The organism is Metabacillus mesotrionivorans (assembly GCF_052171315.1).
Taxonomy (GTDB): domain Bacteria; phylum Bacillota; class Bacilli; order Bacillales; family Bacillaceae; genus Bacillus_P.
Map to the genome: position 1 here is coordinate 444,309 of NZ_JBQMFF010000003.1, position 13,150 is coordinate 457,458.

Sequence of the window (13,150 nt, forward strand, 5' to 3'; positions counted from 1 at the left end):
TAAATGTAGATATTATGTTATTTTTATCCACATAAATAGGAGCCAGTTTGCAATGCAGCTGGCTCCTCTTCTCTCAATCATATTCAGTTATAGTATACGTTTCTTTCCGCTCCAGGCTCTCCGCGGGGAGCGCCGGAAGCTTCCTCGAGTCAAGCGTCTTCCGCTGCAATCCACTTAGATTTAAATAGCCATACAAATTGCCAGGCTATAGAAATAATCTACTTTTTCGACATAACTTCAAGTGCTTTGTTGAGCTGGTTATCGTGTTTCCCGTCTGTACGCTGTTTGGAGATTTGCTCATTGATCTCGTTCGCTGTTGCGATATCAATGGTTCCTGACTGTTTAAGGCTGTGTTTTTTCTGGAACGACTTTACAGCATCGGCCATTTTCTTGCCGTAATAGCCGTCTTCTCGTCCCGTGTCATACCCTAGCCCTTTCAGCAGTACTTGTGCTACCTTGATTTGTTCGTCATTCATATCAAGGGCAAGCGGCTTTTCAAGCTGAATTGGCGGAGATGTCAGGTGCTTCGGCTGTGCCACTTTGACTGTCGGCGCAACTCCTTTTTTATGAATCCAGTTTCCTTCAGGAGTAAGCCATTTGTAAAGAGTCAGTTTAATGTTGCTGCCGTCTCCCATTGGTACTGCCTGCTGGACGGTTCCCTTTCCGAACGAGGTTTCTCCGATAATGTCATAGTTGCCCGCTTCTTTAAGGGCTCCTGCAAGGATCTCCGATGCAGACGCGCTTCCTTTATCAATCAGCACGGAAACAGGATAGTCTTTTTTCTCACGCAGATTAGAGAAATAACGTTTCTTTTCGCCATTGCGCTCTTCAATTTGAATGTAAGGCTGTTCCTTCGTGACAAATTGCTTTAATATCTCTTCAACGCTTTGCAGGTACCCTCCCGGATTGCCGCGCACGTCAAGAACAAGGCCCTTTATGTTCTGATCTTCAAGCTTGGCCAGTTCTTCCGTAAAGTCCTCTGCTGTATCTTCTGAAAAAGAGGTGATTTCAAGATAGCCGATTTTCTTCTTGCCCTGCTGTTTAATAGAGCTGAACACTGTCTCAATCGGAATTTCATCACGCGTGACATCAAAGCTCAGTTTTTCCTTTGAGCCTGCTCGCATGACCTCAATTTTAACCGTAGTCCCTTTTTTCCCGCGGATCTTTAACACCGTATCGTTTAAATCACTGCCGACTGTTGATTCACCGTCAATTGAAACGATCTCATCATTCGGCTGGAGACCCGCCTTTTCAGCCGGTGAATTCTTAAACGGGGAAACAATGATGATTTTCCCGCCATCCATTCCAACTTCAGCACCGATTCCTTCAAAAGAAGAATCAAGGCTGTCCGAAAATTGCTTGGCCGTTTGTTTATCCATATAAACCGAATAAGGGTCATTCAGCGTAGAAAGCATTCCCTGAATGGCACCTTCGAGCAGCTGTTCCTCATCTACTTCCTCAACATACTTGCTCGAAATCAGCTCATATGCCTGTTTTACCTTCTCAAGTCCTTCTGTTTCCTGTGAGCGCTCTTCCTTTAAAACATCTGTAACGGCAGGAACGGAAAGCTCTTTTGCTGCTGCATCCTGCTGCTTGTCATGCTCGTAAAACTGGATGCCGGTGTACATGCCCCCTGCACCCAGGACCATGGAAAGAGCCATCAGTAAGGCTGTCATTTTCTGCTTCATCTTGTTCCTCCTTCAATAGGCTTGACGATTGGTTATGTAGATACCAGTACAGCTAGTATATGTAAATTATGGATCAATCATGTAGGACAAGGCAATCTCTATTAAAAAAAGTCAAAAAAAAACTCCTAAAACGCTTTGTTTTAGGAGTTTTCATTCTTATCGAAGATAGTTCATCGGGTTAACTGGATTTTTCCAGGCACCGTCATGAATTTCAAAGTGAAGATGCTTTCCTGTTGAACGTCCAGTGTTGCCCATGTATCCAAGCTGCTGCCCTTTGCTTACAGACTGTCCTGCACTTACGTGACGTGCATCTAAGTGAGCGTATACAGTTGTATACGTCTTGCCGTCGATGTTATGCGTGATAAAGACTGCATTTCCGTAGCTGCTTGAGTAGTATGAACGGATAACCGTTCCGGCTGCTGATGCAACGACAGGAACGTTGGCTGATGCATTGGCAATGTCGATGCCGGCATGCAGTTTGCCCCATCTTTGGCCGTATCCTGATGTAAATGCACCCTGTGCAGGCCACATGAATTTACCGCCAGTTACAGCTGGTGCCGGTGCCGGCTCAGCAGGTGCTGCCGGTGCCGGTGACGAACTTCCGGAAGAGCTGCCTGATGATGATGACTTCTTAGGTGCTGATGCTTTGGCCGCTGCTGCTTGAGCTGCTGCTTCCTGTCTTGCTCTTTCTGCTGCTGCCGCTTCTGCTGCTTCACGGCGTTTGCGCTCAGCTTCTTGTTTTTGACGCTCAATTTCTTTAGCGATCGCTGCTTCCTGCTCTTTCAGGAACGCTGCTTCGTCTTCAAGTTCGTAAATTGCTGCTTCAGTTGATTTATGCTGAGCTTTCACTTGCTCAATTAATTTATTCTTTTCTGCTGCCTGTTTTTTAAGCTGCTGCTTTAAGGATTCAAGCTCAATTAAAGCTGTTTCCAAATTCTGCAGTTCGCTGCTTAGTTCTGCTTCACTTTGCTCAAGAAGTTTCTTATCTTCTTCATGTGCTTTAATGATTTCTTTATCAGCATCGACGATTTGTGTTACAGCACTTACGCGTGTAACAAGATCACCGAAATCCTGAGCACCGAGCAGCACATCCAAATAGCTCACTACTCCGCCTGTTTCCTGCAGGGAACGGACGCGCTTTTCCAATAGCTCATTGCGTTCTGCAATGCGTTTTTTCACTTCCTGAATTTGAACCTTCAGTTCCTGAATCTTTTTCTTTGCTTCTTCAATTTCAGCCTGGCGCACACGGATTTTTTCGTTCGTCTCCGCTGTTTGCTTATCAAGCTTTTCAATGTCTGCGTTCAGCTTTTCTTCTTTGCTTTTAAGCTCAGAAAGCTCGCCCTGTTTTTCTTTAATATCTGAATCTACTCCAGAACGCTCCGTTTGGAGTTCTGATTTCTTCTTTTCTAATTCTGCGTTTGCGTAAGCTTTTTCTTGGGTAACTGGTATAATAACGGAGCTTGTCCCAACCAAAGCCGCAAGGCCAAGTGCCAGTAATTTCTTTCTCACTCTCTAGTTCCTCCCTTTATCTTATCTCTCTATCATTCTCTGAATTTCACGTCATCCAGAGAAAACAAGCAATCCTTAAAGACTGCTTGTTTATACTCTCAAGAACTTGCGGACAGACATTAAGCTTCCCCATACACCGATCAGTGCGCCGATCAGGATCAGAATAGCTGACACCTGGTAGGCAAACGGACTGAACGGCAGGAATTGAACAAATGAACCTGCGACCTTTGGTTCGACCCATGTATATAAATAGTTGTAAGTGGCCAGTACAAGGATAACAGGGATAATGGCTCCCATAACTCCAAGCATCAGGCCTTCTAAGAAGAACGGCCAGCGGATAAACCAGTTGGTTGCGCCTACGAGTTTCATAATTTCAATCTCGTGCCTTCTGGCAAAGATTGTGATTTTAATCGTATTCGAGATAAGGAACATCGCCGTAAAGACAAGTCCGATAATCAGCGCAATACCGATGTTTCTTGAAATTTCAACGAAATCAAAAAGTCTTTTAACTTCTTCTTTTCCGTAAAGAACCCTGTATGCTCCGTCAAAGCTCTCAATTTGCTTGGCGATTTGAGGAGTGTCACGCGGATTCTCTGTTTTTACTACAATAACGTCATTCAGCGGATTATTCTGTTCAAACAGCTGGTACGATTTACCTTGTTCGCCCATGCTGCTGATCAGGTTATCCAATTCTTTTTCTTTTGGTGAAAGTTCTACGGATGCAATCCCGCTCAGATTATCCACCCTGCTTCTGAGCTCTTTCTGCTGTTCAGGTGTGCTTGTCACATCAACCAGCACCCTGATCTCTACATCCTCTTCAACCTTTGTAGCAAAGTTGTTTAAGTTCATCATAATGACCAAGAACGTTCCTACAAGGATTAAAGTGACCGTAACGGCACTGACTGACGCAAAGGTCATCCATGCATTACGGGTTAAGCTTTTCATACTCTCTCTGAAGTGACGCCCAAGGGTTCTAATCATAAATCCCATACTCCCCTCTAGCCTCGTCACGCACAATCTTTCCGCCTTCGATCGCGATGACTCGTTTTTTCATGGTGTTAACAATTTCCCGGTTGTGAGTAGCCATCACAACAGTAGTGCCTCTGTTGTTGATTTCCTCAAAAATGTTCATAATCTCCCACGACGTATCAGGGTCAAGGTTTCCTGTCGGCTCATCAGCAATGACTACGCCTGGATTGTTGATAATCGACCTTGCAATCGATACACGCTGCTGCTCTCCTCCTGAAAGTTCGTTAGGAAAAGACCGGGCTTTATGCTTGAGCTGAACAAGATCAAGTACATCTAGCACTTTCTTTTTGATGACTCTCGGCTGCTCCCCGATTACCTCAAGAGCAAATGCGATATTTTCATAGACTGTCAGCTTAGGCAAAAGCTTGAAGTCCTGGAACACAACGCCGATGCTTCTTCTTAATTGAGGAACTTTTTTCTCTCTTAGTTTTGCAAGATTGACTCCGTTGATCAGGATTTTGCCGTCTGTCGGCTTTTCCTCACGGTACATCATTTTTATAAATGTCGATTTGCCTGCACCGCTCGGACCAACAACATAAACAAATTCGCCCTGATCTATTTTTACATTTATTCCATTAATGGCGAGAACGCCGTTAGAATACGTTTTATAAACGTCTGTCATTTCGATCATATTTTTATCACCCAAAGCTGTTTATTTTGTAGATAACGTGGTGGAATGGCCTGATTTAAGCTAAATTTAAGTATGTAACCATAATTTTCATATATTAATAAGATTTACCCACAAAAGTCATTATACCATCAAAGTTCGGCAAAAATAGACTTAAAAATATTACAGTTTCATTTCAATGTCGTAAATTGTCAAAGGAAATGAAATCCAGGTCTAAAGAAATGTCGATTGATAGCGGTTTAATGTAAATTTTAGAACTTTCTGACTAAAAAGACAATCTTTTTTTAGGAATAATTAAGTGGAAATCATTTCTGACTTTCGGAGGAAGAAACGGGGAATAGGATGCGGCCGGTTATGTCATGCCGTTTAAACAGCAAAACCAGCCGATGCTGCCGGCTGGCTTCTTTTGAAATTATTTCTTCTGCGCAAGCCATTCAGCTACGACAGCTGCATCTGTTTCGTTAATAAGACCTCCAGGCATTCCGCCCTGGCCGTTATTAATGATGCTTTCAATTTTTTCTTTGTCATATTTTGAGCCGACCTTTGCAAGACTTGGTGCGGCCCCGCCGCCTTCAAGATTTTGACCGTGGCAGCTGATGCAGTTCTGCTGAACAATCTCTTCAGCATTCGCTGTATCTTTTGAGCCCGAATCTTTTGGCTCTTCTCCTGCGTTATCTCCTCCGCCGCATGCAGCAAGGACTAAAGATGTTCCGAAAAGAAGGGCAAGTACTTTTGATTTCATCGCCGAAATCCTCCCCAAATAAGGATGTAAAACACACATTTATTATATCCTAACTAGGCTTGCTTGAAACCTTCCCCGAGCACATCAGAAGCATCCATAACGACCACAAACGCAGACGTATCAATGCTTTTTACGAGTTGTTTCAATTTCGTGAATTCTGTCTGATCCACCACACACATCAGGATCGGACGCTCGCTGTCTGTGTAGCCTCCGAATGCAGACAGCTTTGTCACTCCCCGGTCGATTTCGCTCAGAATCGCCTTTCTGACCTCTTCCTCCTGATTTGTAATGATCATCGTCATCTTCGAACGCCCCAGTCCCACCTGAACGACATCAATCGTTTTACTTGTGACATAAAGAGCAACAAGTGCGTAAAGCCCAAGTTCAATATCGAAGACCACCGCAGCAGTCAGAACAATCAGCCCGTCAATTAAAGCCACACACGTTCCGAGAGAAAGCCCCGTAAACTTGTGGATAATCTGAGCAGCCAGATCCGTTCCCCCTGTAGAAGCTTTTCCTCTAAAAACAAGGCCAAGACCGAGACCTACTCCAATTCCACCGAAGATTGCACCGAGCAGCGGATCTGTCGTCGCGGGCGCAACATCCTTTGTCAAAAAAACAACAAATGGCAAAAAGATCGTTCCAACCAGCGTTTTTAAGCCGAACTGTTTTCCGAGCAGCAGTACGCCTGCCACAAACAGAGGAATATTAAATGCCCACTGCACATAAGCAGGCTCAAAACCAAATAAAGCATCTGTAATCGTACTGATTCCGCTCACTCCGCCTGATGCAATGCGGTTTGGCAGAAGAAACAGATTAAAAGCAATGGCAACGATTCCAGAACCGAGCAGAATAAATAAATACGACGTCACTTTTTCAAGCATCGGATTATATGTACGAGTGCGTTTACGCTGAAACATTCTGCATCCTCCATCTGAATCACACATATTTTTGACATAACCTTACAGAGTATAGCACCCGTCTGATTCAGCTGTAAATAACAGCGGGATAACGTGCTAAAGAGGTAAAGCGGTTATGTTAGTTTTAGCATTGCGGGTGGAATTTAGTCTGCGGCGTGTGGATTTGTGTGGAGGATGCCAATCCTTTGGGTTAACAGATTATTTCTTTCACGGCACAGTTTTTCTTTTTCTCACGCTGACTGCGCTGCGCTTTCAAGCCTGCATATCCGGCAGTAATAATCACAAAGCCAGCAAGGAGCAGCGATTGATAATCTGTAATTGTTTTAATGACCGTTTCCGTATCGCCATCATAGAATTGACCGATACTCAAAAACAGAAAGGTCGTCTGTGCAATCCCAGTCATGGTCAGCAATGTATACTGGCGAAGATTCATATTTGAAGCGCCGGCCAAGAAAGGAACGACATTACCTAAATGTAGGGGACTTGAAATAACGACACTCCAGATGCCGTATTTGCTGAAAGTGGCTTTCGCTTTTACGAGCCCGGATCTTTGCTTAGGACTTAATCTAGTCTCAAGCGAATGTCCCAGTTTGTTTCCGATAAAAAAAGGAATATAGCTGCCTGCTGTATAAATGAAGCTTCCCAAGAGCGAAATTCCAGCAATTTCAATCCAAGATAAATTCAAAATAAAGCCTATTGTTATGATAAAAAAAGTTCCGATAAAAGGAAAAGCAGTTCCTTCAATAAATAAGGAAAGAAGCACACCCCATATACCCCAGTCTTCTGCGTGACTCACGATTGTTTGCGTCATACGTTCTGCTCCTGCCGTTTTAGTATGCTTTAAGCATAGAGAAAATTTCATTTTTAAAACAACGGCTGAAGAAGCAATTTCGGCTGCGTCTTGAGTCTTAGAAGGAACGCACCTTTTTATGTTTTTGCTACCCTATATTCCGCTCCACCCCATTTATAGGGAACCATTTCGCTCTTTTGCTGCCCTATATTCCGCTGCATCCAATTTATAGGACAGCATTTCGCTCTTTTGCTGCCCTGTATTTCGCTTACCCCGATTTATAAGGTACCATTTCACCCTTTTGATACCCCATATTCCGCTGCACCACATTTTTAGGGAACCATTTCACTCTTTTGTTACCCTATATTTGGCTCGCTCTAATTTATAGGGCAACATTTCATCTTTATGCTACCTTATATTCCGCTCCATCAAATTTATAAGGTACCATTCCCCCCCTTTGCTGACCCATATTCCGCTGCACCCCATTTATAGGGCAGTTTTCGCTCTTTTGCTACCCTATATCCCTCTCCACAAAATATATAGGTTACCATTTCGACCGTTCGCTCCCTCATATCCTGCTCCACCCCATTTATAAGACAGCAAAGTCCACAAAAAAACAGCCGCCCCCCACAGGGACAGCTGCCTCATTTTTTCTTATGAAAGTTTCGAACGAAGATACGCATCGATAAATGGATCGAGGTCTCCGTCCATGACTCCCTGCACATTTCCGCTTTCGGTGCTTGTGCGGTGGTCTTTGACAAGAGAGTAAGGGTGGAACACGTAGGAGCGGATCTGGGAGCCCCAGCCGATTTCCTTTTGTTCGCCGCGGATTTCATCGAGTTCTGCCTGCTGCTCGTCAAGCTTGAGCTGGTAGAGCTTCGCTTGAAGCATTTTCATTGCGCGCTCGCGGTTTTTAATCTGGGAGCGCTCTGTTTGACATGATACGACCGTGTTGGTCGGCAAGTGAGTGATACGGACGGCGGAATCCGTCGTATTGATGTGCTGACCGCCGGCGCCGCTTGCACGGTAAGTGTCAATTTTCAGGTCCTCTGTACGGATGTCGATTTCGATTTCATCATTGAATTCCGGCATCACTTCGCATGAAACGAAGGATGTATGACGGCGGCCTGATGAGTCGAACGGCGAAATGCGGACAAGACGGTGAACGCCTTTTTCAGCTTTCAAGTAGCCGTAGGCGTTGTGGCCTTTGAAAAGAAGCGTAACGCTTTTAATTCCCGCTTCATCACCTGGAAGGTAGTCAAGAGTTTCCACTTTGAAGCCTTTCTTTTCGCCCCAGCGCGTGTACATGCGGAGAAGCATTGAACCCCAGTCCTGGGACTCTGTTCCGCCTGCTCCCGGGTGAAGCTCCAGGATGGCGTTGTTTTTGTCATGAGGTTCACTTAATAGAAGCTGAAGCTCATAATTGCTCATCGCTTCAGTCAGCTCGGCAATTTCACTTTCAAGCTCTGCATGAAGATCGGCGTCAGGCTCTTCTTTTAAAAGTTCATGCGTGATTTCAAGGTTTTCATGCGTTTCGCTCATTTCTGTGAACTGAACAACGGCCTCTTTCAGCATATTGCTTTCGTTAATAACGGTTTGTGCTTCGTTTTGGCTGTCCCAGAAGTTCGGGTGGGACATCATTTCATCTAGCTCCTGAATGCGAGCCTGTTTGCGGTCGAGGTCAAAGAGACCCCCTGAAAGCCGCTAATTTCTTAGCCATTTTTTCAAGTTCGTTTCGAATTTCTGCAAGTTCCATATTCATTCTCCTCTAAAATGGGGTAAAGAGAGGCAAAGTGCCCCTCTTTGAAAAATTATTTTCCGCTGCCGCAGCAGTTTTTGTATTTCTTTCCGCTTCCGCATACACATGCGTCGTTGCGGCCGATCTCCATCTGCTTTTTAACAGGCTTTTTCTTTGGCGCCTCGTCTCCCTCTTTCGGGTGAACCGCCTGCTGGCCTTTAGCAACTTCCTCGCGCTGAAGGTTGTTTCGGATTTCTGCTTTCATGATGTATTTTGCAGCATCCTCTTCAATCGATGCAATCATGTTTTCAAACATCGCGAAGCCTTCCATCTGATACTCGCGGAGAGGATCTGTCTGGCCGTATGCACGAAGGTGGATACCCTGGCGGAGCTGATCCATGGCATCAATGTGATCCATCCATTTCGTATCAACCGCACGAAGAAGGATGACCTTTTCGAACTCGCGCATCTGCTCTTCTCCGAATGCCTCTTCTTTTTCATTGTAGCGGGCTTTCGTTTTCTCAAGCACAAGTTCTGAAATTTCTTCGGATTCTTTTCCTTTAAAGTCATTAACTGTGAATGTGCCTTCTTCAAGAAGGTTGGCATTCAGGTAGTCAATCAGCCCTTCAAGGTTCCAATCCTCCGGAAGCTCTTCCCTTGGCGTGTACATCGCAACCACACGTTCAACTGTTGACGTGACCATGCTTTCAACAATGTCGCGCAGATTTTCAGAGTCAATCACGTCAAAGCGCTGCTTGTAAATGACTTCACGCTGCTGGCGAAGAACGTCATCGTATTGTAGAAGCTGTTTACGGGCGTCAAAGTTGTTGCCCTCAACGCGTTTTTGCGCAGATTCAACAGCTTTCGTAACAATTTTACTCTGAATCGGCTGTGAATCATCCATGCCCAGACGGTCCATCATCGCCATCATGTTCTCAGAACCGAAGCGTCTCATCAGTTCATCTTCCATAGAAAGGTAGAACTGAGTCACACCAGGATCTCCCTGACGGCCGGAACGTCCGCGAAGCTGGTTATCGATGCGTCGTGATTCGTGGCGTTCTGTACCGATAACAGCCAAACCGCCAAGCTCTCTTACACCAGGTCCAAGCTTGATGTCTGTACCGCGTCCCGCCATGTTTGTCGCGATCGTCACCGAACCCTGATGGCCTGCATTCTCAATGATTTCCGCTTCTCTTTCATGGTTTTTCGCATTCAGCACGTTATGCGGAACGCCTTTTTTCTTCAGGAGTCTTGAAATAAGCTCAGACGTTTCTACCGCAACCGTACCGACAAGAACCGGCTGGCCGGCAAAATAACGCGTCGTTACATCATCAACAACGGCTTTGAACTTGCCTTCCATAGAACGGTACACAAGATCTGCACGGTCATCACGCACAACATCGCGGTTTGTCGGAATCGCCACAACCTGCATGTTGTAAATGTTGCGGAACTCCTCTTCCTCCGTCTTCGCTGTACCTGTCATGCCTGAAAGTTTTTCGTACATGCGGAAGTAGTTCTGGAACGTAATTGTTGCAAGCGTCATGCTCTCGTTCTGAATCTCAAGGCCCTCTTTCGCCTCGATTGCCTGGTGAAGACCATCGCTGTAGCGGCGGCCTTTCATTAAACGGCCTGTGAACTGGTCAACAATGACAACATTGCCGTCTTCAACAACGTAATCAACGTCATTGTGCATCACAACGTGGGCTCTTAATGCCATATTAATATGATGGTTGAGAGACACATGTGTTAAATCAAACAGGTTTTCAATATTAAAGGCTTTCTCTGCTTTTGACATTCCGTCTTCAGTCAGCTGCACACCTTTTGTTTTTTCATCGAACGTATAGTCCTCATCGCGCTTCAATGAACGGACAAAGCCGTTAGCCTGTACATAAAGCATCGTGGATTTTGCAGCAGACCCCGAAATGATCAATGGCGTACGCGCCTCGTCAATCAGGATGGAGTCAACTTCATCAATGACCGCATAATGAAGCGGGCGCTGAACCATCTGCTCTTTGTAAAGAACCATGTTGTCACGCAGGTAGTCAAAGCCAAGCTCATTGTTCGTCGAATACGTAATATCCGCCGCATAGGCAGCCCGCTTTTCCTCTTTGGAAAGACCGTTAGAGTTAAGTCCGACAGTCAGTCCAAGAAACTCATACAGCTTGCCCATCTCAACAGCATCACGGCTTGCAAGGTATTCATTGACCGTCACAACGTGAACGCCTTTTCCGGAAAGAGCATTCAAATAAACAGGCATCGTGGAAGTCAGTGTTTTACCTTCCCCTGTTTTCATCTCGGAGATATTCCCTTCGTGAAGAGCGATACCCCCCATCAGCTGAACCGGGTACGGATAAAGTCCGAGCACTCTCTTTGAAGCCTCGCGCACAACCGCAAAAGCCTCTGTCAAAAGATCATCCGTGCTTTCGCCTTTGGCAACGCGCTCTTTAAATTCCTGCGTCTTCGCCTTCAGCTCTTCATCAGAAAGCCTCTCCATGTCGCCTGCTAAAGATTCTATTTGATTCGCCATTTTTTCGTATCTATTCAATGCACGTTTATTAAAATCAAAGACCTTATTTAAGATTCCAAGCATTATATACGCTCCTCTGTTAGTGAAGTGCCATACGTGAAGCTACTCATAGGCAGGATAATCATCCGTCCTGCAAAACTACCTTCTATTTTACCATATATTAAATAATATCAACAGTTTATCCTGTTTCAAAGCGAAAAACCGTTCTGGATACAAAAAAAAGCCTTAGCTCTCAGCTAAGACTCTGGGTATGCACCTTTAATTAAGAAGCTGCTTTATCAGATTGCGTAACGTTCTTCGTGATGACTTGAAGAGCTTCGTGCATCTTAAACATAACAATGAGCAGCTCGCAATAAATGCGGATAACAAATGGTCCAACAAGAATCATCAACAGTCCCGCAAATACTTGACCGCCTCCGCCGTAAGAGCCCGCTCCGGTAATGATGCTTGTAAAACCTGCGATGATCACTATAGCTGAACCCACGTAAAAAATAACAGATATAATTGCTGGAGTAACCATTTTGTTAAACTTTAGAAAATCCTTCATAATTAATACCCCCCTTTTTAACAATATGTGAATACAATACCATATATAGGTTTTTCAAACTAGTATATTATACCTATTTTTACATTAATTTTACAAATTAAAAATGCAGCCCTGTCTATTTCAGGACTGCATTGAGTATTATTCAGTCGGTTCAATAATCGCGTATTTGCCGTCTTTGCGCTGATACACAACGTTTGTTGTGTTTGTTTCAGCATTGGTAAAGACGAAGAAATTATGACCGAGCATATTCATTTGGAGAATCGCTTCCTCGCTGTCCATCGGCTTTAAGTTAAAGCGCTTTGTTCGGACAACCTGGATCTGGTCTTCTTCTTCCTGAACGGCTGTCTGGGTCTGTGCCCCTTCAGCTTCCTCAGTGCCTGCGGCAAACATGAATTTAGGAGATCCCTGCTCGCGCAGCTTGCGGTTTACTTTTGTTTTATGTTTACGGATCTGACGCTCGAGCTTGTTTGTCACAAGATCGATGGCAGCGTACATATCCTCATTATATTCCTCAGCACGCAACACTAGATTGGTCATGGGAATGGTTACTTCAATTTTTGATTCCTGATCGCTGTAGAATTTTAAATTTACGTTTACGTTTGCTTCAACTGAATCCTCAAAATAGCGTTCCAGTTTGCCGATTTTCTTCTCGACATACTCTCTTAATGCTGGAGTTACCTCAATGTTTTCGCCTCTGACGTTATAATTCAAAATGAACTCCTCCTTTGTTAAGGATATGTAAACTTATTTCTCTCTTTCCCTTTAGAATTCCTGCTGAAACGTAAAAATAATGTTAAACCATTGTGAAATTTGTTGAAGTTTGCGGTTCAGAAGGAAAGGATGTGAATAGAGTATGCGGGGGGCGTTTGATTTATTCTGAGAAAAAAAGGATTGTATTTATCGTTTGTACTCGTTCCTTTCCGCTCCAGTCACTTGCTTTCCGCGGGGAGCGCCGGGAGCCTCCTGATATGAACGAAACTGTCAAGGTTCCTCCCGCACACCGTTTTTTGAACGTCTTTAATAAGAGAAGCG

General features: G+C 44.6%; 12 protein-coding genes. 1 reads left to right on the forward strand and 11 read right to left on the reverse strand.

The genetic code is table 11. The features are described 5' to 3' along the window. Nucleotides 1–218: 218 nt before the first annotated feature. The 11 genes from ACTSEZ_RS12180 to hpf all read right to left on the reverse strand — a co-directional run bounded on the left by ACTSEZ_RS12180 (nucleotide 219) and on the right by hpf (nucleotide 12,829). Nucleotides 219–1,688 carry a S41 family peptidase gene (locus ACTSEZ_RS12180; protein ID WP_369734460.1) on the reverse strand — a complete coding sequence of 490 codons (1,470 nt, stop codon included), beginning with the start codon at nucleotides 1,686–1,688 and terminating at the stop codon, nucleotides 219–221. Between the two features lie 156 nt (nucleotides 1,689–1,844). Next, on the reverse strand, nucleotides 1,845–3,197 hold the full coding sequence (locus ACTSEZ_RS12185; protein WP_369734461.1) for a murein hydrolase activator EnvC family protein: 1,353 nt from the start codon (nucleotides 3,195–3,197) through the stop codon (nucleotides 1,845–1,847). A 90-nt stretch (nucleotides 3,198–3,287) separates the two neighbouring features. Continuing rightward, complete coding sequence (gene ftsX, locus ACTSEZ_RS12190) at nucleotides 3,288–4,178, reverse strand: permease-like cell division protein FtsX (RefSeq protein WP_369734462.1); 891 nt, start codon at nucleotides 4,176–4,178, stop codon at nucleotides 3,288–3,290. After that, the gene (gene ftsE / locus ACTSEZ_RS12195) at nucleotides 4,171–4,857 is read right to left on the reverse strand and encodes a cell division ATP-binding protein FtsE (protein ID WP_029284696.1); all 687 of its coding nucleotides are present in this window, start codon (nucleotides 4,855–4,857) and stop codon (nucleotides 4,171–4,173) included. Before ftsE ends, ftsX begins: the two co-directional genes overlap by 8 nt. Nucleotides 4,858–5,266: 409 nt before the next feature. Further along, complete coding sequence (gene cccB / locus ACTSEZ_RS12200; protein ID WP_029284698.1) at nucleotides 5,267–5,596, reverse strand: cytochrome c551; 330 nt, start codon at nucleotides 5,594–5,596, stop codon at nucleotides 5,267–5,269. Between the two features lie 53 nt (nucleotides 5,597–5,649). Further along, nucleotides 5,650–6,516, reverse strand: coding sequence for a YitT family protein (locus ACTSEZ_RS12205; RefSeq protein WP_369734463.1), 867 nt, complete (start codon nucleotides 6,514–6,516; stop codon nucleotides 5,650–5,652). A gap of 190 nt (nucleotides 6,517–6,706) precedes the next feature. Next, nucleotides 6,707–7,378 carry a DedA family protein gene (locus ACTSEZ_RS12210; RefSeq protein ID WP_369734464.1) on the reverse strand — a complete coding sequence of 224 codons (672 nt, stop codon included), beginning with the start codon at nucleotides 7,376–7,378 and terminating at the stop codon, nucleotides 6,707–6,709. A gap of 582 nt (nucleotides 7,379–7,960) precedes the next feature. Beyond that, nucleotides 7,961–9,062, reverse strand: a protein-coding gene (prfB, locus tag ACTSEZ_RS12215) for a peptide chain release factor 2 (protein ID WP_139015506.1) whose coding sequence is annotated in 2 segments (ribosomal slippage) — nucleotides 7,961–8,989 and nucleotides 8,991–9,062 — 1,101 coding nt in all. Because the reading frame shifts where the segments join, the coding sequence is not laid out codon by codon here. Between the two features lie 55 nt (nucleotides 9,063–9,117). Then, a complete protein-coding gene (gene secA, locus ACTSEZ_RS12220; RefSeq protein WP_369734465.1) occupies nucleotides 9,118–11,634 on the reverse strand; it encodes a preprotein translocase subunit SecA in 2,517 nt (838 codons plus the stop codon). Between the two features lie 199 nt (nucleotides 11,635–11,833). Then, nucleotides 11,834–12,118: a DUF4282 domain-containing protein gene (locus ACTSEZ_RS12225; RefSeq protein ID WP_369734466.1), complete on the reverse strand. Its 285-nt coding sequence runs from the start codon at nucleotides 12,116–12,118 to the stop codon at nucleotides 11,834–11,836. A 138-nt stretch (nucleotides 12,119–12,256) separates the two neighbouring features. Next, entirely contained in the window at nucleotides 12,257–12,829 is a 573-nt protein-coding gene (hpf, locus tag ACTSEZ_RS12230; RefSeq protein ID WP_029284709.1) for a ribosome hibernation-promoting factor, HPF/YfiA family, read from the reverse strand. A 131-nt stretch (nucleotides 12,830–12,960) separates the two neighbouring features. On the opposite strand from hpf, the gene ACTSEZ_RS12235 reads away from it, so the two are divergent. Then, nucleotides 12,961–13,150, forward strand: a 190-nt coding sequence (locus ACTSEZ_RS12235; protein ID WP_369734467.1) for a hypothetical protein, incomplete at its 3' end; no start/stop codon positions are given.